We start from the raw sequence: 20563 nt of genomic DNA, 5'->3' as shown, positions 1-20563 counted from the left end.
GAGAGGCCGTGAACCTCTTTGACATCTGCCAGGACAAGCTGAACCGGATCAAGGCAGAGGACCGCTATCGCGTGTTCGCAGATCTGGAAAAGCAGGCGGACAAGTATCCGTACTACAAGCACTACCGCGACGGCCGCGTAGAGCAGGTCCTCGTCTGGTGCTCGAACGACTATCTGGCGATGGGCGGCAGCGACGTGCTGGTGAACGCGGTGCACGAGGCGGTCGACCAGACCGGCGTCGGCGCGGGCGGTACGCGGAACATTTCCGGTACCAGCCATTATCATGTCGAGCTCGAGGCGGAGCTCGCGGACTGGCACCGGAAGGAAGCCGCCCTCCTCTTCACCTCGGGCTACATCGCCAACGAGGCGAGCCTTTCGACCCTGCTCAGCGCCGCGCCCAACATGGACGTCTTCTCCGACCAGAAGAACCATGCCTCGATGATCCAGGGCATCCGCAAGGGCACGGCACGCAGGCACATCTTCCGTCATAACGACCTGGAGCATCTGCGCGAGCTGCTGGAAGCGGCCGATCCCGAAAGTCACAAGATGGTCGCCTTCGAGAGCGTCTATTCGATGGACGGCGATATCGGCAGGATCGAGGAGATTTGCGATCTGGCGCACGCGTTCAATGCCATCACCTATCTCGACGAGGTGCATGCGGTCGGCATGTACGGTCCGCGCGGCGCCGGAATCGCGGAGCGGGACGGCGTGCTCGACAAGGTCGACCTGATCGAAGGCACGCTCGGCAAGGCGGTCGGCGTGCATGGCGGCTATCTCGCCGGCCCGGCGCATGTGCTGGACTATATCCGCAGCGTCGCCCCGGGCTTCATCTTCACCACCTCCCTGCCCCCGATCACCGCGGCCGCCGCCGCGGCCAGCATCCGGCACCTAAAGGTGAGCGGGCAGGAACGGGCGATGCAGCAGCGTCAGGCAGCCCGGCTGAAGCAGGCCTTCGCCGATGCCGGCCTGCCGGTCATGCCATCCGAAAGCCATATCGTGCCGCTGCTGGTCGGCGACCCGGCCAAAGCGCGGGATTTCTCCAACCGGCTGCTCTATGACCACAACATCTACGTGACCGCGATCAACTATCCGACCGTCGACAAGGGGACCGAGCGCCTGCGCTTCACCCCGACGCCGAAGCACACGGACGCGATGATCGAGGAACTGGTGGATATCCTGGTGCCGATGTTCGCGGAAGCGGGAATCAGGAAGCGGGCCTAGCCCGTTCTGGCCCCAAAAAGATCGCCATCCCGGGCTTGACCCGGGACCCAGCGACGATATCGCCGAGACCTTCGATCTGAAAGGTCCCGGCTCGGGGGCCGGGATGACGAATTGGGAGCGGGATCAGACCCCGAGCTTTTCCTGTACCAGCTCGGCATTGGTCTCGAGCTCCGCACTCGATCCCGACCAGACGACCTGGCCCTTTTCAACGATGTAATGCCGGTCGGCGATGCGTTTCAGGTCGTCGATATTCTTGTCGATCACGAGGATCGCCTGGCCTTGCTGCTTCAGACGCTCCAGGCAATGCCAGATTTCTTTGCGGATCAGCGGCGCCAGCCCTTCGGTCGCCTCGTCGAGGATCAGGAGCTTCGGATTGGTCATCAGCGCGCGGCCGATCGCCAGCATCTGCTGTTCGCCGCCGGACAGCAGGTTCGCCATCGAGGTGATGCGCGCCTCCAGCTCCGGGAACATGGCGAGTACCCGCTCGACCGTCCAGGGATCGCGCGCGCCGAAGCGGTTCGCGGCCGTGGCCACGAGGTTCTCGCGCACCGAAAGGTTCGGGAACACCTGCCGCCCTTCCGGCACGAGGCCGAGCCCGTGCCGGGCGATGCGGTGCGCCGGTGCGTCGGTGATCTCGTCATCCTCGAAGGTGATGCGGCCGGACGCCGGGCGGACGATGCCCATGATCGAATTGACCGTCGTGGTCTTGCCCATGCCGTTGCGGCCCATGAGCGTCACCACCTCGTTGGCGCCGACCTCGAGGCTCATGCCGAAAAGGGCCTGACTGGCGCCGTAGAAGGTCTCGATTGTTTCGACTCTCAGCATCACGCCACCTCGTCGCCGAGATAGGCCTGACGCACGGCCTCGTCATTGCGAATTTGCTCCGGCGTCCCCGTGGCGATCACGCGCCCGTAGACCAGCACCGAGATCCGATCCGCCAGGGTGAAAACAGCGTCCATGTCATGCTCGATCAGCAGCATCGTCTTTTCGCCCTTCAGGCTGCGGAGGATTTCCACCATGCGCTGGCTCTCCTCGACGCCCATTCCGGCCATCGGCTCGTCCAGCAGCATCAGGGTCGGCCGGGTCGCGAGCGCCATGGCGATCTCCAGCTGCCGGTGCTCACCATGGGACATCGCCCGCGCGACATCGTGCGCCCGGTCGGCAAGGCCGACGGATCTCAACGCCGCCAAGGCCGGCTCCACCAGTTCGCGCTCGGAGCGGGCGGGTTTCCAGAAGCGGAAGGAATGCCCCGCATGGGCCTGCACCGCGAGCGCGACATTCTCCAGCACCGTCATGTCCAGCATCAGGCTGGTGATCTGGAAGGAGCGCGCAAGACCGAGCAGAGAGCGCCTGTAGGCCGGGGCCGAGGTGATGTCCCTGCCCGCGAAACGGATCCTGCCGCCGTCCGGCGGCACCTCGCCGGAGAGCTGCGAGATCAGCGTCGTCTTGCCGGCGCCGTTCGGCCCGATGATCGCGTGGAGTTCGGACTCCCTGACGTCCAGGTCGACATGATCGGTCGCGGCTATGCCGCCATAATTCTTGTAGAGGTTCCGGACCTCAAGGAAGGCGCCGCTCATGACCGCGCTCCCATTCCGATCCGCTCGCCGAGCCAGCGGAACATCCCGTTGATGCCGCCGCGGGTGAAGATCACGACGAGGATCAGCATCGCGCCGAAGGGAAAGTGCCAATACTGGGTGAGGCGCGAGAGATATTCTTCCAGCAGGACGAAAACCGCGGTGCCGAGCACCGGCCCGAAAAGACTGCCGGCGCCCCCGAGCACGACCATGAAGATGAGCTCACCCGAGCGCACCCAGTCACCCATTTCCGGCGTGATGAAGTTCGTGAAATTGCCGAGCAGCGCCCCCGCATAGCCACAGATGGCGCCGGAGATTACATAGCTGGCGAGACGATAGCGGTAGGTCGGAAATCCGATCGCCTGCATCCTGCGGTCATTGCCCTTGGAGCCCGAGATCACCATGCCGAAGCGCGAATGCACGATCCGGTGCACGAGGCCGAGCGCCAGGATGAGCGAGGCGAGCACGAAGTAGTAGAGCGTGAAGTTGTCGTTGATATCGAGGAGGCCGGCGAACTCGCTGCGCGCGTCGATGACCAGCCCGTCGTCACCGCCATATTCCTCGATCGAGACGAAGGTGAAGAACACCATCTGCGCGAAGGCCATGGTGATCATGATGAAATAGACGCCCTTGGTCCTGAGCGCTATCGCACCCGTGACGAGGGCGATCGCCGCCGAGGCAAGGATCGCGATGGCGAACTGCAGGAAACCGTCATAGATCCCGTAATAGGCCGGAATGCCGACGGCATAGGCGCCGATCACGAGATAGGCCGCGTGCCCAAAGCTGACCATACCGCCATAACCGAGGATCAGGTTCAGGCTGACCGCGGCGATCGCGAGAATCATCAGCCGCAGGTAAAGGTCGATCAGGAAGATGTTGTCGGCCCACACGGCAAGAACGGGGAGCCCGGCCAGAAACAGCAGCCCGGCAACCATGGCATAGGCGGGAAGCCCGGTGCGAAACAGAGAGGTCATGGCTCAGCGCACCTTTGGTGGGAACAGGCCCTGGGGCCGGAAAGCAAGGACAACAGCCATCAGGATGTAGATCGCCATGGCCGAGAGCGCGGGCGCGGAGGTTTCCGCGTTCTGCGCCGTCATGAAGACTTTCAGCAGCTGGTCGAGGAAGGAGCGGCCCATCGTGTCGATCAGGCCGACGATCATGGCGGCCACGAAGGCGCCCTTGATGGAACCGATGCCGCCGATGATGATCACGACGAAGGCGACGATGATGATGTCGTTACCCATGCCGATGCTGGCTTCGGTGATCGGCGCGATCAGCATGCCGGCGAACCCGGCGAACGCCGCCCCGACGGCAAAGACCAGCGCGAAGAGCTTGCCGATATCGACCCCGAGCGCCATCACCATGGTCCGGTTCGAGGCACCGGCCCGGATCAGCATGCCAAGGCGGGTGTGTGCGACCATGAAATAGAGCAGCGCGGCCACGAGCAACCCGGAAAAGATGATGACCAGGCGGAAGACGGGGAAGTCCAACCCGCCGAACAGCGTCACCTGACCGTTGAGGAAATCCGGAAGCGGAATCGCCATCCCGGTCGGGCCCCAGATGTAGTCGACCGCGGTATCGAAACAGAGGATCAGCCCGAAGGTCGCGAGGACATGGTCCAGATGGTCATGGGTATAGAGCGCCCGGACCACGATCAGCTCGACCAGCCAGCCGAGCAAGGCCGTGAGCGGCAGCGCCAGAACCACGCCGAGCAGGAAAGAATCCGTCAGTTGAGTCAGCGTGGCGCAGAAGTAGGCGCCCATCATGTAGAGCGAGCCGTGCGCCAGATTGACGAAGTCCATGATGCCGAAGACAAGGGTCAGACCGGCGGCAAGCAGAAACAGCAGCACCCCCAGCTGAAGCCCGTTCAGCATCTGTATCGTGAATAGTCCCCAGTCCACCAGGATGCCCCTGTTCTCTTATTTGACGGCAGTCTTGCGCTGCCCGTGTCCTCAACTTGAAACTGAAACCGGCGGAGCCAAGCGCTCCGCCGGTTCCCGCATCACCCACGGGGGTGATTACATCTTGCACTCACCTGCATACGGATCCTGATGGTTCTCAAGGACCGTCTTGACGACCTTGGTGGTCCAGACGCCGTCCGCATCCGTCACGACTTCACGCAGATAGAAGTTCTGGATCGGGAAATGGTTGTTCCCGAAGGTGAACTTGCCGCGGGTCGACGGGAAATCGGCCTTCTTCATCGCGGCCCGCATGCCGTCCATGTCGTCCAGATTGCCGTTCACCGCTTCGACCGCGCTCTTGATCATGAAGATCGTGTCGTAGGACTGAGCCGCGTAGAAGGACGGATAACGGCCGTACTTCTTCTTGAAGCCCTCGACGAACTTCTTGTTCTGCGGATTGTCGAGATCCGGGCCCCAGTGCTGGGTATTGAGCGAGCCCATCACGCCTTTCAGGTTGCCTTCCTGCAGTTTCGGCAGGGCGATCGAGTCCACGGTGAAGACCGTATAGAGCGGCAGCTGTCCGAGCAGGCCGGCCTGCTCGTACTGCTTGATCAGTGCGCCGCCGGCCTTGCCCGGATAGAACACCCAGAGCGCATCGGCGCCCGAGGCCTTCGCCTTGGCGAGTTCGGCGGAGAAATCGAGCTGAGCGTCCTTGCCCCACTTGGTGAGATCCCGGCCGACGACCTTGCCTTTGAAGGTCCGCTCGACACCGGCGATCATGTTCTTGCCGGCGGCGTAGTTCGGCGCCATCACGTAGACGGACTTGACGCCGTTCTGGTTCAGAACCTCGCCCATCGCCATCGGCGTCTGGTCGTTCTGCCAGGAGGCGGAGAAGAAGTTCTTGTCGCACTGGTCGCCGGCGAGTTGCGACGGACCGGCATTCGAGCTGATCAGGAACTTGCCCGCATCCAGCGCCGACTTCTTCGAGGCCAGCAGGACGTGGGACCAAATGAAGCCGGCGACGAAATCGACATCGTCCTGCTTCACCAGCTTGTCGACCTTCTGCTTGCCGACCGGCGGATTGAAGGCATCGTCCTCAATGATGAGTTCGACATCGAGACCGCCCATCTTGCCGCCGATATCGTCCATCGCGAGATTGACCGCATCGACCATGTCCTGGCCGATCACGCCTGCCGGCGTGGTGATGGTGGTGACGAACCCGATCTTGACCTTGTCGGCCGCCATCGCCGGCGCCGCCAGCAACGCTCCCAGGGCCGCAAGGGCCGTTATCTTTTTGTACATTCTACTAAGCCTCCCAGAGTGATGCGGCACGGATGCCACTGCCCCCGATATGCAACATAGTGCACACCTTGGTACGAAGTTGCATTATACTTGCGTTCTTGGCAATCCCGATCCTCGGAACGCCGAGAGGCTTCCGAAAATGACGGATCGCATTTTTGAAGACTAATCGCGGGCAAAAATTATTTGAAGCTTAAAATAATTAAGCGTCGGCTTGAGTCTCTTGTTCAGAGACCTCGGGCGCGACGAGCGGTATCGAAATAACCACCTTCGTGCCTTTCCCAGGCTCGGAGGAAACCGACACGTCGCCTCCGAGAACGGTGTGCACGATCGAATAGACCAGATGCATGCCGAGCCCGCTCCCGCCGCTCCCGAACCGCGTGGTGAAGAACGGCTCAAACACCCGGCGCACGACTTTCGCGGACATTCCTTTCCCGTTGTCAGAGACGGTGAGGGACAGCGAGCCGGCGTCTTCGAGAGAGGCCGTGACGTCGATCCGGGAGGAGATCCCGACGTCCTGATCGAAGGCATGAAGGACCGAGTTCTGGATCAGGTTGATCATTACCTGCCCGAGAGGCCCGGGATAGGAATCAAGTTCGATACCCTCGGGCACGCTCGCGACGATCGCGATGTCGCGCCCGGATATCGTCGCCTCCATCGTCGCCACGATGTCCCGTGTCAGGTCGGCCAGCTCGAACGACCTGCGCTTATGGCTGGTCTGGTCGACCGCGACCTGCTTGAAATGAGAAATCAGTTCGGAGGTCCGCTCCAGCCCGCGCTGGATGATCCCGAGCCCTTCCTGCAGCTCCGTCATGACCCGCGCGAACAGAGACTGGCTGATACTTCGCGTCTCGTAGGCCGTGCTAAGTTCGAGGAGCGAGCGCGTCAGTTTCGTGACAACTGTATAGCTGGCCCCGACCGGCGTATTGATTTCATGGGATATCCCCGCGACAAGGCCGCCCAGCGACGCGAGGCGTTCCGTTTCGATCAATCGGTTCTGCGCTTGCTTCAGTTCGGTAATGTCCGTTGTCGAGCCCTGGTATCCGGCAAAGACGCCGTCTATCCAAATTGGCTTGGCATTGATGCGGATCGTGCGGTTTCCCGACGGATATTGCCGCTCAATCTCGAGGCCGCGGACCGGGCTGCGCGACCCTACCTTTTCCTCAAACGAGTCCCAGGCTTCGCGCTGGTCGACAAAGCGCTCCTGATCCGAGACGAGGGAGAGGAGCGGTTTGCCCAGGTACTCCTCGGCCTTGCGCTCGGTTATCTCGAAGAAGTTCTCCGAGCACCAAACCATCTTGAGATCCGCGTCGAGTTCCCAGAGCCAGTCGGCCGATGCCGACGCAATATTGCGGAACCGCTCCTCGCTTTCGCGCAACTCCTTGGTACGCGTCCGGATGGTTTGTTCGAGGCTCTCGTTGAGGCCTTTCAGAGCCGTCTGGGCCTGAACGAATTCGGTGATGTCGTATCGCATGCTCGCAATGGCTAGGATCGCGCCGTCACGCCCTGAAATGGCGAAATTCACCACACGGATTTGTGTCGAAGGCCCTCCCGCTTTCGGCACGAAACTATAATCGTAGGTGACCGAGCCGCGTGTGGCGGTCACCCTCAGAGCCGCATCGTTGAGTTGCTTGGCGGATTCCATGCGATCGCTCTGGGCAAGCACCTCGTCGACCGTATGGCCGAGGATGTCGTCCATCCGTAGACCGAGCTGGATCGCCGCACGAGTATTGACCCGGATGAACCGGCCTGACAGGTCTCGAACGAGAATTCCGGAGTCCGCATTCTCGAAAATGTCCGTCATGACGGCTTCGGCATCGCGGCGGGCCGCTTCGGCCTCGACGAGCCGGGTCACGTCCGACATCACACCGAAGGTGCGTTTCAGGCGGCCGTCATCTGCAAAGTCAAATTCGGCGGATATCCGGAGATGAGCCATCGATCCGCCCTTCCGTATCACACGGAGTTCGAATTCAAACCCTGGCTCGCCTTTCGCGACTTTTTCGCGCATTCGCTCGAAAACGACGTGATCGTCCGGATGGATTCGATCAATCGCTTCCCGAAAGGTCAGGTACTCGCTGCCGGGACAGCCAAATGTGATTTGCGACTGTTCCGAAAAATAGATCCGCCTTTCTTCGGGATCGAAAGCCCAGTGACCCAGGCCGCCGAGCCTCTGCGCACGCTTGAACCATTGATCTCTCTGCAGGATCTCCTGTTCCAGCTGCTTGAACGTAGTGACGTCTTGAACCGTGCCAAGCGTTCCGAACAAATTCCCTTCACTGTCGACGATCGGGTGCCCCCTGATCTCCACCCAGACCATCTTGCCATCGGGACGGGTTACCCGAACGACCGCTTCATAGTCCTGACCGGCCCTCGCCGCCGCATCTCGCAAGGCGATGTAATCCGGACGATCGTCTGGATGTATGAGCCGAGAGGCAAATCTCTGAGGAAGTTCACCCCGATCGCGCAACTCCTTAACGCCAAAAATCTCAAGCAGCGTGTCGGACCAATAGGGTTCTTCGCCGGTTTCATATCGCCGCCAATGGCCCATGCGCCCAAGTTCCTGTGCGCGCACCAGGGCCTTCTCGGCCGAGCGGTGTTCGGTGATGTCCTGATGAACGGTGAAGAGCGATCCGACCGAGCCGTCGCTGGAGATAACCGGCTCGAACTGCAGACGCACATGTTTGCAATCCGTCCGGTCCCTACCATAGCGGAGTTCGGCGAGCACCGGCCGGCCCGTCTCGAAGGCTTCCTGCCGCGCGGCGTCGTAAACCGCAACGTCTTCCGGCAAGAGACGAGCCCTGATCTCCTCGAGCGAGATACGGCCATCCGGAATGCCCAGGATCTCCCGCATCGGTCCGTGGAAAACGACGTCTCCCGTCCTTTGCTCCATGATCGAATAGCCGATCTTGCCGAGTTTCTGGGCACGATCGAGAATCGTCGACCGGTCGATCCCACAGCCGGAAAGATCGACCTCGTCCTCGTCCGTCTCAGACTCGGCCTTGTCGGGACAGAACCCGTAGCCGTGAAACTCGCCCACTCCCGAACGGGCAGGATCAGCAAGGCCGCCATTCAGAAGAATTGTCCTGGTCGCGCCGCCGTCAGAGAACGTCACATGCAGGCCTCGGAACGGTAAGTTCCGGCCCGCCGCCGACCGCATCGCCTCGATCATCCCGGGCGGCGCGCGACCGATCAGTTTCGATGGATCAAGTCCGGTCAGGGCCCGGAAGTTGCCGGAAAGATGGGTCAGGGCACCACGATGGTCGCACCGCCATTCGAAGAAATAGTCCTCGATCTCAGGTCGATATCGCATGGAAGCCGCCTGGTTGCCCATTCAGAGCCTCACTCCGGCACTAGGTACTTTGGCCGTCAGGCGCGTGCCAGCTCTTCGTCTGCATATGTCGTTCTGATATCGATCATTGCGGCCAAGTTGTCCATGAAGGCATCGACGACCCGAGGATCGAAATGCTTGCCCCGCTCGTCGCGTATCAGCTTGACCGCGCGCTCGACCGGCCACGCTTTCTTGTAGACCCGCTCCGATGTCAGGGCATCGAACACGTCGACCAGCCCGACGATCCGGCCTTCCACCGAAATGTCCTCGCCTTCCAGATTGTTCGGATAGCCGCCACCGGCCCATTTCTCATGATGCTCGAGAGCGATACGAGCCGCGAGCCGCAGGATCGGCATATCCGAGGTCCGAAGCATTTCGTACCCGATCGTCGTGTGCTCCTTCATCGCCTCCCATTCGTCCGGGTCGAGTTTTCCCGGCTTGCAGAGAATGGCGTCCGGAATTCCGATCTTGCCGATATCGTGCAGCGGAGCCGCCCTGAACAGGAGTTCCGAGCGTTCGGTGGAAAGGCCGATCTTGTCCGCGATCTCCCGCGCATAAAGCGCCACGCGCGACACATGCCGTCCGGTTTCTCCGGACCGGGTCTCGACCGCCTCGCCGAGACGCAGCACGATTTCGCGCTGCGCCCGCTCCGTCTGGTCGTGCAGACGCAGATTTTCGAACGCGGTCAGAACCTGTCCGATGAACACTTCGACGATCTGTGCGTCCGGACCGTCGAGATTCTGCAGTTCGGGAAGGAAGAGCAGGCTGGTCTGGCCGCCGCGGCCGACGATACCGGCGAGAAGCGCATCCTCGCTGCGGCTGGTATGAATCCCCGGTCCACGCTTTGCGAGCTCTCGGATCAATCGCTTGTCGGTCGCGCCCAACCCCATTTCTGCGAGGTTGCGCGCACCCGCGCCGGCTCCGTGCCCCGCGACTACGTCATAGTTTTCAGCCGAACCGCTGTTCTCGTTAGCCACCGCGAGGACCGCCGACGATCCGATCTTGCCTCCCGCGCCACGGTGCATGTTCGCAAGGGATTCGAGGTTTTCCAGAATACCGTCGGCGAAGCCGTCCAGGGTCGGTTGCTCGAAAAGTGCGGTGGAGGCCTGCAGGACCTTCATCAGTCCGCGCCGGCTCTGTTCCATCGCCAGAAATTGCTGATAGGAACGCAAGCCGGCATAGGCCAGCGAGAAAAGTTTCTGCGCGCTCAGCTCGGTCTTTTCCTTGTAATCGCTGATATCGTAGTCGGTGATCACGCTCTGTTCCGGAGCATGGCCGGGCTGGCCGGTGCGGACGACGAGGCGGATCAGCTTGTTGCCCATGTCCTCGCGGATATAGCGGATAAGGTCGAGACCGGCATTGGGTGTCTCCATGACCACGTCGATCAGCGCAAGCCCGACGTCCGGATGCTCGGATAAGAGTCTCTTCGCTTCCGCCGCGGAATATGCCGACAGCAGATTGAGCGGACGCCCCTCGACCTCGACATCGCGCAGCACAAGCGACGTGGTCGCTGCGACGTCATGGTCGTCATCGACGATGAGAACTTTCCAAGGCTCCGCGCAACTGGCAGACACAGTTGTATCGTCAACGATGAAGTCGAGAATATTCAGATCTTCTTCAGACATCTCGATACCAAGCACCGCCCGCCCCAAAAAAACACGATACGGGCTTCCCCTCAATGTTCCGCCACCCGAATGCGCCGCTCGGGAAAGCGTTGCCTGCAGAAATACATGCTAAAACTGAACTAACGATTAACGAGCCACGCGATCGGTTGCAGCACAAATACCCGCCCAAGCGTCCTTCAGCCGCACCTCGACATTGCGCGCATAGCGCTGGCCATCGCAGAGCGGGGATGCGGCAACTGCGTTACGGAGAGAGAGGCGGATCTGCCCCAGGCGGTGGTGATCCGAGGCAAGGGCCTTCGACAGCCCCACGAAATCCTCCCGGCTGCGGGCGGCCCAGCTCGAAAATCCGGCGTTGCTCAAATGACTGAGCGAATGTCGGCCGGCGAAATGGTCCTGCGTGGCGAGCGTCACGACCGGAACCCCCATCCAGAGCGCCTCGCAGGTCGTCAGGCCGCCGGAATAAGGCAGCGTGTCGAGAGCGATATCAATTTCGCCGTAGCCACCGAGAAATTCCTCGTGGAACCGGTTGGTTTCGAAAGAAACCAGCTCGGGCGAGATGCCCCGCGCTGCGAGAAACCCCCGAATTCCGGCTTGAATGCCCGGATCGTCGAAGCCGCGGTAGGACAACAGCAGCCGGGCAGCCGGAACCGCCTCAAGCACGTCGCACCAGAGCGCCAGCGTTTCATCCGTCAGTTTCGCCGGGTTATTGAAGCTTCCGAAGGTCACAAACCCGTTCGTCAGGACCGGCGCGGGAGCAACGCGCGGTGCGGTGGGCGGGGGAAAGAAGCAGATATAGTCGTCAGGCAGAACCAGCCATTTCTCGGAGTAGAACTGCTCGGTTCCCGGCGCGGTCTGAAACCGGTCCGTGACGAGGTAATCCATCGTCGTCAATCCGGTCGTCCCGACATACCCCATCCAGGTCATCTGCAAAGGGGCCGCTCTCCGGGCGAACAGCCGCATCCGGTTCCCGGCAGAATGTCCCGCCAGATCGAAGAGGATATCGACTCGGTCATCCATGATCCGCTGCCGCAGCTCGGAATCCGGAACCCGGCTCGTGTCGTGCCAGGCCTCGGCATGGCGGCGCAATTCTTCGGTGAAAAGATCTTCCTTAGCGAGATCCGAATATATGGAAATGCGGAACCCCGTGCGGTCGAGATACCTGAGTATCGGCATCATGAAAAACCCGACGGGATGGCGCTTCAGATCGGGGGAGAGGAACCCGAGATGGAGTTGGCGATCTGGACGGAGATCGACGTCGTAAGACAGCGGTTCTTCCGCCGGTGCGCACCGTTCGGCCCAGTCCCTATGCCGCCGATAGAGGGACTCCGCGCTGACGCCTGTTTCATAATTATGCCCCATGATCAGACCGGACTGAACATTTCCGGCATCGGGGAAAACCGTTGCCGCCCGTCTGAGACAAAGCTCGGCCGCTGCGTGTTGGCGAGATTGGCGATGTCCGTTGGCGAGCCCTATGAACATGTCCAGATCCGCGTCCCCGGCGACCATCGCACTCCGTGCGGCCTCGATCGCCTCGCCAAGAGCGCCCTGCTCGACAAGAAACTTGGTGTAGTTGACGAGTGTCGAGACCTGGACCGGATTGATGCAGCGGGCCCGCCTGTAACCGGCGCGGATCTCGGCGCTGCTGGAGGTATGGATCTCCGCCGCCAGAACGAGGCTATTGCCAACGGCGATAGGGTGACCCGGGTGGAGCAGGATCGCCCGGCGGAAACCGAGACCGGCCTCCTCCTTGCGGTCCACCCCGTGCAAGATGTTCGAAAGCGACAGCCAGGCTTCGGCATTCCGATGATCGAGGGTCAAAGCCCATCGCAGAATATTCATAAGCTCCGGAGCGGTCTGCGCGTCCCCGTCGGCGCCCGCAAGCCTGGTATACGCCGCTGCATCCGCCGGCGCGAGGACAAGGCTTCTCTTCAGGGAGCGCGTTGCCGCCCCACCAGCCTGTTCAGCGAGTTCGACAAGACCTATCCCTCTCCAGGCGGTCTCGTCGGACGGCTTCAGGATCGTGACTTTGGATAGCATGCGCAGGCCGGACTTGCGGTTTCCGGGCACAGTGAGTTCGGCCAGATGCCTCAACTGAGACGCGCTCCCAGGGTCGGCCAGAACGCATTTGCGCACAAGGGCACGCGCTTTCTCCGGATGACGGACACGGATCAGGTTGGCCCAGTCGCTCATTGCGGAGAGATTGCCGGGATCGAACTCGACGGCGGCAGCATAATTGTCTTCGGCCGCAACGATGTTCCCGAGCGAGGCCTCTGCGAAAGCGAGGAGCTGGCGGAACGAGCTCTTGTGCGGCTCCAGGGCGAGGGCCCGGCGTAGCAAGGCCCTGCCGGATGCGGCATCGCCGGACGTGGTCGCCGCATCACCGGCAAGAGAGAGCACGAGCGCGATCGGCGGGTGCACGGCGAGAACCGTACGGTAGAGGCGGAGTGCCTCGTCGAGCCGGCCCGACTGGTGCCGTGCGAAGGCGTCGTTTACTAGCGCCTGTAGATCCACTCGAGATTGTCCCTTCGTTCAGGCACGTTTTCACGCATCTAGCTTTTACCGTGCCGGGATGAAGATTGCAGAAGCTTTTTGCCTTGCGGGACCGCGACTTGTCAGATTGCCCCGCCGCGCGGCATGATCTGTTCGCCTGACCCGCCTTTCCCGATTGCAGCTCACACGGACCGTCTCCCCATGCCCGCCGCCCTGCTCGACGCCCTCGTTTCCCCGGCATCCATCGCGATCGTTGGCGCTTCGAATACGGAGACGAAACTCACGGCGCGGCCAATGCGGTTTCTGAAACGGCATGGCTTTGCGGGCCGGATCTATCCGGTCAATCCTGCACGCGACACGGTGCTCGGAGAGAAGGCCTGGCCGTCCGTCTCAGCCATCCCGGAACCGATTGATTTCGCCTATATTCTGCTCGATGCAGACCCCGCGATCGAGGCCCTGAAAGACTGCGCGACGGCCGGCGTCAAAATCGTTGCGATCCTCGCAGACGGTTTCGCCGAGGCCGGGGAAGAGGGCGAACGCCGGCAGCAGGAGGTGCGCCGCATCGCCGAAGATGCCGGGATGCTGCTGATAGGCCCCAACTCCATGGGAGTGGTGCATACGGCGTCGGGCTTTGCCGCGACCACCAATGCCGCTTTCGGCGCGGCGGAGATCGGACGCGGCCGGCTGGCGGTGATCTCCCAGAGCGGCAGCGTGATCGGCACCCTGCTCAGCCGGGGCGCGGCGCGCGATATCGCGTTCTCCACCTTCGTATCCGTCGGCAACGAGGCCGCGGCCGGGATCGGCGAGATCGGCGAGATCCTGGTCGACCATGACGGAATCGACGGCTTCCTGCTGTTCATGGAGACGATCCGGAACCGGGGGGCTCTGGCCGCATTCGCCGCGAAGGCGCATGCGGCGGGCAAGCCTGTGGTCGCCTACATGATCGGCAAGTCGGAAGAAGGCCAGGCGCTCTCCGTCTCCCATACCGGCGCGCTGACAGGGTCGGCGGAAGCGGTCGACGCCCTCCTCCGCAGCATCGGCATCCGCAAGGCGGAACAGCTCGAAACCCTGCTGGAGGCGCCGGGGGCGCTCGCCAAGGCCCGCCTGCAGCCGAACCGTCCGAAGACCGCGACCGTCATCGCCACGACAGGCGGAGGCGGGGCCATGGTGGTCGATCAGCTGAGCGCCCGCGGCGTCGAGATTGCGGGCGCCAGTACCGCCGCGAAAGCGCATTTCGCCGAAAAAGGCATTCCGAGCGGCCACGGCAAACTGGTCGACGTGACCCTGGCCGGCGCGCGCTACGAGGTGATGAAAGAAGCGGTCTCGACGCTGATCCGCGACCCTCAAACCGGCGTGTTGATCGTCGCCATCGGGTCCTCGGCCCAGTTCGACCCCGAACTGGCGGTGAAACCCATCGTCGACGCCGTGGCCGAGGCGCCGGAAGACGCAGCGCCCGTGCTCGCCTTTCCCCTGCCGCACGCCCCGGACAGCATGCGTCTGCTCGAGGCCGGCGGCGTGCCGACCTTCCGGACGGTCGAGAGCTGCGCCGAAACCGTGGCGATGCTCATGCAGGGTGCGGCACCGGCAACGGCTCCGGGGACAGGCCTGCCGCAAGATGCTTCGGATCTGATCGACAGGCTCGCGTCGGGCACGGCCGACGAAGTCACCTCGGCCGCTGCCTTCCAGACCCTTGGGCTGCGCGGGCCCGCGCAGCTCGTTCTGGCCCCCGACGCGCCGGTCCCGGATGACCTTCCCTTCGCCTATCCCGTCGTTGCGAAACTTGTCTCACCGGACCTGCCGCACAAGACGGAAGCCGGCGCGATCCGGGTCGGGATTGCGGACAAGTCGGAACTCGAGGCGGCAATTGCCGCGATGCGGGCGTCGGCGGAGCGCTTCCATCCCGGCTTCCGGCTGTCCAGCATCCTGGTTCAGGAGCTCGCAAAAGGCCTCGGCGAGGCGCTTATCGGTCTCTCCAGGGATCCGGTCGCCGGTCCGGTCGTCACCGTCGCCATGGGCGGCGTCATGACCGAGATCTACCGGGACAGCGCCGTGCGCCCGGCGCCGGTCAATCTCGAAGAGGCCCGCAAGATGCTTGACGACGTCAAGGGTTTCGAGCTTCTGCGGGGATTCCGCGGCCGTCCGAAAGGCGACCTCGAAGCTCTCGCCGAAGCCGTCAGCGCGCTCTCCCTACTCGCCGCAGACATGCGGATCGAAGAGGCTGAAGCGAACCCCGTGCTGGTCCTGGAGGACGGCAAAGGGGTCGTCATGCTGGACGCCTTGATCCGGACCTGACGGTATCCGCACCGGCGGCAGGGCAGATTTCGCCTCCACCCACATTCAGGGCGGGAGAAACCCGAAACCTTCAGGCAGCTTTTTCGGCGGCAACGGATAGGTCCAGAGACGTTGGCCGTCGGCAAGCGAGACCGCATGGATCGCCCGCTCTCGCACGGTTTGCCCCTCGGCGTCCATGCTCGGCTCGCTCTCTTCCAGCCAGAGCATCCGCTCCCCGAGAACGCGGAAAGAGACCGGCTCCGAAGACCGCTCCAGACTGCCGAGCTCCGTACCCTTCGAGACGGAATAGACATGCCAGCGGGCCGATTGCCCGGATGCGACCGCCAAATGACGCCCATCCAACGACAGTTCCGGGACGGTATCCGGGCCTGACGCGGCCGGCAGCGAGACCGCATCGCGATCCGCTTCGGGCGTCGGCTCGTCTCCCTTGAGCCTGCGTATCATCAGTCTCGGCGCCCCAGCCCCCTCGGCCAGAAACAGAGCCCGCCGTTCGGAGCGATCCCCCCAGGGGGCATTTTCATAAGCGCCACCGCGTCGATAGACGTTCGCGTTGGCGGTCCGTGTCAGCCGTGCGCCCGCCTCTTTCGCGCGATCCTCTTCTGCGAAGCCGTCCTCTGGAAACCGGGATATCTCCTCCAGTGTCTCCGCATCGAAAGTCAGGCATTCGGCCGACTGGTTGGACGCAATCTGCTGCTCCAGGAACGCCGGGGGCGGTGCCCCGCCTTCATAGACGTCCCTGCCGCGCCACCAGATGACGAAGCGCCCGTCCTCCATTGCCACCCGGATCCGGAAGCGGGTCTCGTCCTTTGCCTGCGCATCGACCCAGGCCGGCAGCGAAATCTCGTGAGACGCGACGACCGGAAGCGCTTTTGCACCGAGATCGATCTTCTTCAGAACGAAAGTGTGGGGCGTGCCCGGATCGGCCCAGCCGCCGTATAGAAAGCCCCCGTCGATCAGCAGGGCATGACTGAGCCCGACGATATGCGACAGCCGCTCGCCGGTTTGCAGATCGACGATATCGACGCTGCCGTCATCCCTTTCGAGAGCGCCGAGCTTTCCGTCCCGGTCGCACACGCCTGCGGGAATATGTTCGGGTTCAACCATCGGCTCAGAATTCGGTCACGATTTCCGCGCGGCCATTTTCCGGACTCCGGCAAAAGCGGCCAACGCGATCACGACGGTCAGCATACCCGAGAAGAGCACCAGCGTCCCGTGGAAGCCATAGACGGAAATGAGCACCCCGCCCAGCACCGGACCGAGCACCTTTCCGCCGTTCCGTATCGCTCCGAACACACCGAAGGCCGATCCCTGATCGTCGCTGCCGACCTGGTTGGAGAGCAGAGCCTGCGTCGCCGGCTGGATCAATCCGGACCCGATGCCGATCAACACGGCGGCCGCGAACAGAATTGCGCCCGCATCGGTCTGGCTCAGCAGGAACAGTGCTGCGCTGACCAGAGCAAGCCCGGTCATGATCGCCCGCATGTAGCCAATCCTGTCCCCGACGATGCCGGCAATCGGGCGGAAGGAAAGCGACACAAGTTCCTGCAGGCCGAAGAACAGCCCGACCATCGCGATGTCCATGCCCGCAGAGAGGGCATAGACCGGCAGGAACGCTTTCAAGGCATAGAAAGCGACAAAATAGAAGGTCTCGTATGCGGCAAGAAACCAGATCGCCGGCGAGCGTGCCACCGTCGACAGGGCCCGGCGGACATGCAGCCGGAACCGAGGGCGACGCTCCGGTTTCGCGCCCTTGTCGATCATCGCAAGCGGAATGAACGCGGCCAGGCTGATGAACCCGACGAGTGTGTAGATCGCCTGCGGAGAGAGAACCGACAGCAGGAACCCTCCGGCGACCGGGCCGATGACGTAACCGGCGCCGCGTCCGAGACTGAACCAGCCGAACCAGTTTGCCTTCCGGTACGGCGCCATGCTGCCGACGTAGGCCAGCGTCACGGGCCCGAAGATGGCGGTGGCGAAGCCGTGGAGAGAGCGGATCGCGAAAAGTTCGCTCGGCGAGGTCACGAACCAGTAGAGGACCGGGACGCCGCTGAAGATCGAAACGCCGACGACCATCCAGATCCAGCGCCCCCACCGGTCGGAGAGAAAGCCGAAAACCGGCTTCGTCGCCATACCGGTCATCACCGATACCGAGACGATGATGCCGAGAAAGACCTCATCGGCACCAAGCGCTGCCGCGAAGACCGGCAGCACCGGGGATTTGCCCATCTGGTACGCGGACCGCACCAGCGCGTCGGCACCGAGCAGGAGGAACAGGTTCTTCAGCATGAGGACACTCCAGCGCTCCGGTTAACCGCCATGCCTCGGCGCGGGGGCCGGCCGCGCATGCCGGCTCCCGCTCCGCTGGTCGGTATCGCTTTCGCTCAGACCGACGGGTCCGGGGTCGCGCTCAGGTCGACCGTGAAGACGCCGCGGCCGTGGGTCACGATGACCAGGGTCTCACCCATCCAGAACAAGTCGAAGATGGCACAATTGGTGGGTGCCGCATTTCCGGCCTCCCAGGTCGCACCGCTGTCGTCGCTGACCCAGAGACCGGAATCGGTTCCGATATAGAGCCAGTTGTTGTGCGCCGGATGCACCGCGATACTGTGTACCGGAACCCGGAAATTTTGCGGCGTGATGTTATTCCAGTTTGGCGTGTTTGCGCTCGAATAGCGCCAGACCGAGCTGCCGCCATATCCGCCGAAGGTCGCGTAGCGGATATCCGTGTTTGTCGGATCGACGCACACCGAGGTGCAATATGGCACACCGGACGGACCGTTTCTCGTCCAGGTCGGCGTGGCGTTCGTGGCATTCGTCGAATGCCAGACCTGCCCCCACTGGTACCCGACCATCACCACGTCCGACGAGGAGGGAGCGATCGCGATCGCGCTGATCCTCCCGGAAGCCGCGGAACTGGCCTTGATGTTCTCCCAGCTCGGACCGGTGGCCCCGGTGATCGCTGCCTTCGCGTCGTTCGTCCGCCACAGCGACGTCCCGCCGGCCAGAATACGCTGGGTCTGGTTCGGATCGACCTTGAAGGGAGAGATGAAGAGCGACGTGGCGCCGGACCCGGCATCGCTCAGCAGGTACGGAGCCGGCTTGCCCTGACCCCAGATATAGCTTCCGGAATTCGCCGTATCGGTCGAACGGAAAATCTGGAGGTAGACATATTCGCCGTAGAACGTCTTGTTGTCGTTCTGATCGGCGCCGCAGGCTCCCCCGTCGCCACCGAACAGGTTGTACCAGTTCTGCCCCGTCGCCGTCGTCGTCGTCAGCGTGCCGTTGTCCTGCGCGCCCGCCACGATCTGGCCCGAACCGTTGTTGCCCGCACCGTAGTAGAACTGGGTGACGGCGTACTCATTGTTGAGCTTGCTCCACCCGGTTGTGGTCGTTGGAGTCCCGGCCGTCAGGACATTGTCGGCCCGATAGATCCCGCCGTCATTGCCGAAATAAACCGCCTTGTTGTTGACGCCGTCGAAGCCGCGCGACGGCACTATGACGTGGTGGTCGGCATGGACGGATCCGCTGTTCCAGAGCCACCATGAACTGATCCGCGTCAGGGTGTCGCCGCCATCCGTCGATCGCCAGAGATCGATTCCGCCGACCATGACGAAATCCGGATCGTTCGGCACGCCGGCCCAGATCACGTTGTCGTACCAGCCTTGCCCGCCAAGATAATTGGCCGCAGCGCCACCGCTGGTATGGCTCGCACGCTTGGTGAAGGTCTGCCCGCCGTCGGTCGACTTCCAGATTTCGCCGCTGTTCTGGTTGACCGATGCGTAGACGATGTCCGGATTGGCCGTCGCATAGGCAAGTTCGACACGTCCCGCTCCCCAATTCGGGTTGGGTTGCGCGCGCGTCCAGGTGAGGCCGCCGTCGTCGGTATAGTAGGCGCGGCCGTTATTGGTTGCCGCGACCGCCTTCGACGGGTCCGTCGGATGCGCTTTTGCATCGGTCAGACTGGCGACCAGCTGCTTGGTCCAGGTCTGCCCCTGGTCCGAACTGCGCATCATTCCGGACAGCGTCGCCGCGAGTATGACATAGCCGCTGGGATCGTTCAGGATCGCAAGCCGGTTGACCCACTGGAAATCCGTCGTGAGCGTGCTCTGCAGCTGGAACCATCTGGTACCGCCGGGGCTGATGAAGATCCCCGCACCGCGCAGGGCGTCCGCATTGCCGAAACCTTCTCCGGTTCCGGCGAAGAGCGCGCCGTCCGGCGCAACAGCCATGCTGCAGACCGCCATATTGGCCATGCCGTCGCCAAGCGGGTGCCACGACTGACCATTGTCGACGCTCCTCCAGACCCCGCCCCCGACGCTGCCTGCATAGAGCAGGTCGGGCGTCGTCGGATGCGGTACGATCGAGCGCGTGCGGCCGCCGATATTGCCCGGCCCGGCCTCTTTCCAGACGGGTTTCGCAGCCTTGGCCATTGCGATCCCCTCTTCGGAGATGTCCGCCATCGCGGGCCCCGTCGGGATGCCGGCAACCATGCGCGGCTCCACGAGATTGCGAAGCTCCATTGCCTCGCTCTTCGCTTGCCAGATCTGTTTCGGTTCCGGCAGTCGGCCCTCGGCATCCCGGTAGCGCAATGCGAGGTAATCCTCGCGCGCCAGCGGCATATCCGGCAGCTCGAGCCGTTCGTTCAATCTGATAAGGGCCTCGGGCGGCACCTCCGGCAGCACCTCGTCATCGAGGGACCGCCGCCTCTTGATTTCCTGCAGCCGCTCGACGGCGATCCCAGTCGACTCGGCAACCTGATTTTCGACACGCGTGGCCATGACTCGTTCCTCCTTGGGATGGCTTTTCTGGCCGGGCGTTCAACAACCGCCTTCAG

At 62.8% G+C, this 20563-nt stretch carries 13 protein-coding genes; 2 read left to right on the top strand and 11 right to left on the bottom strand.

From position 1 onward, the window contains the following. The first annotated feature begins 8 nt into the window (after positions 1-8). The gene (hemA, locus tag IG122_RS22945; protein WP_193188897.1) at positions 9-1220 is read left to right on the top strand and encodes a 5-aminolevulinate synthase; all 1212 of its coding nucleotides are present in this window, start codon (positions 9-11) and stop codon (positions 1218-1220) included. A gap of 123 nt (positions 1221-1343) precedes the next feature. Here hemA and IG122_RS22940 read toward each other — a convergent pair whose 3' ends face one another. The 8 genes from IG122_RS22940 to IG122_RS24530 form a co-directional block, all read right to left on the bottom strand. After that, entirely contained in the window at positions 1344-2045 is a 702-nt protein-coding gene (locus tag IG122_RS22940) for an ABC transporter ATP-binding protein (protein ID WP_193188896.1), read from the bottom strand. Then, the gene (locus tag IG122_RS22935; RefSeq protein ID WP_193188895.1) at positions 2045-2797 is read right to left on the bottom strand and encodes an ABC transporter ATP-binding protein; all 753 of its coding nucleotides are present in this window, start codon (positions 2795-2797) and stop codon (positions 2045-2047) included. The genes IG122_RS22940 and IG122_RS22935 overlap by 1 nt, the downstream gene beginning before the upstream one ends. Beyond that, the gene (locus IG122_RS22930; protein WP_193188894.1) at positions 2794-3768 is read right to left on the bottom strand and encodes a branched-chain amino acid ABC transporter permease; all 975 of its coding nucleotides are present in this window, start codon (positions 3766-3768) and stop codon (positions 2794-2796) included. Before IG122_RS22930 ends, IG122_RS22935 begins: the two co-directional genes overlap by 4 nt. A gap of 3 nt (positions 3769-3771) precedes the next feature. Beyond that, positions 3772-4695, bottom strand: coding sequence for a branched-chain amino acid ABC transporter permease (locus tag IG122_RS22925; protein WP_319024958.1), 924 nt, complete (start codon positions 4693-4695; stop codon positions 3772-3774). Between the two features lie 117 nt (positions 4696-4812). Further along, positions 4813-5997, bottom strand: coding sequence for an ABC transporter substrate-binding protein (locus IG122_RS22920; protein ID WP_193188893.1), 1185 nt, complete (start codon positions 5995-5997; stop codon positions 4813-4815). 199 nt (positions 5998-6196) lie between these two features. Further along, positions 6197-9304, bottom strand: a complete 3108-nt coding sequence (locus IG122_RS22915; protein ID WP_193188892.1) for a PAS domain-containing sensor histidine kinase — start codon at positions 9302-9304, stop codon at positions 6197-6199. Positions 9305-9360: 56 nt separating this feature from the next. Continuing rightward, complete coding sequence (locus IG122_RS22910) at positions 9361-10947, bottom strand: HD domain-containing phosphohydrolase (RefSeq protein ID WP_193188891.1); 1587 nt, start codon at positions 10945-10947, stop codon at positions 9361-9363. Between the two features lie 126 nt (positions 10948-11073). After that, a complete protein-coding gene (locus IG122_RS24530; protein WP_193188890.1) occupies positions 11074-13458 on the bottom strand; it encodes an O-linked N-acetylglucosamine transferase family protein in 2385 nt (794 codons plus the stop codon). Between the two features lie 180 nt (positions 13459-13638). Here IG122_RS24530 and IG122_RS22900 point away from each other — a divergent pair, with 180 nt between their 5' ends. Continuing rightward, positions 13639-15729 (top strand): acetate--CoA ligase family protein, encoded by a 2091-nt coding sequence (locus IG122_RS22900; RefSeq protein WP_193188889.1) that lies wholly within the window; start codon positions 13639-13641, stop codon positions 15727-15729. 45 nt (positions 15730-15774) lie between these two features. Here the strand turns inward: IG122_RS22900 and IG122_RS22895 are convergent, their stop codons facing one another. From IG122_RS22895 to IG122_RS22885, 3 genes are all read right to left on the bottom strand, one after another. After that, positions 15775-16833, bottom strand: coding sequence for a TolB-like translocation protein (locus tag IG122_RS22895; protein WP_193188888.1), 1059 nt, complete (start codon positions 16831-16833; stop codon positions 15775-15777). Between the two features lie 15 nt (positions 16834-16848). Further along, positions 16849-18015, bottom strand: a complete 1167-nt coding sequence (locus tag IG122_RS22890) for an MFS transporter (protein WP_193188887.1) — start codon at positions 18013-18015, stop codon at positions 16849-16851. Between the two features lie 95 nt (positions 18016-18110). Further along, entirely contained in the window at positions 18111-20507 is a 2397-nt protein-coding gene (locus IG122_RS22885) for a WD40/YVTN/BNR-like repeat-containing protein (protein WP_193188886.1), read from the bottom strand. Positions 20508-20563 lie beyond the last annotated feature (56 nt).

This window comes from Nisaea sediminum (genome assembly GCF_014904705.1).
GTDB lineage: Bacteria > Pseudomonadota > Alphaproteobacteria > Thalassobaculales > Thalassobaculaceae > Nisaea > Nisaea sediminum.
This window is presented reverse-complemented; position numbering and strand designations above follow the sequence as displayed.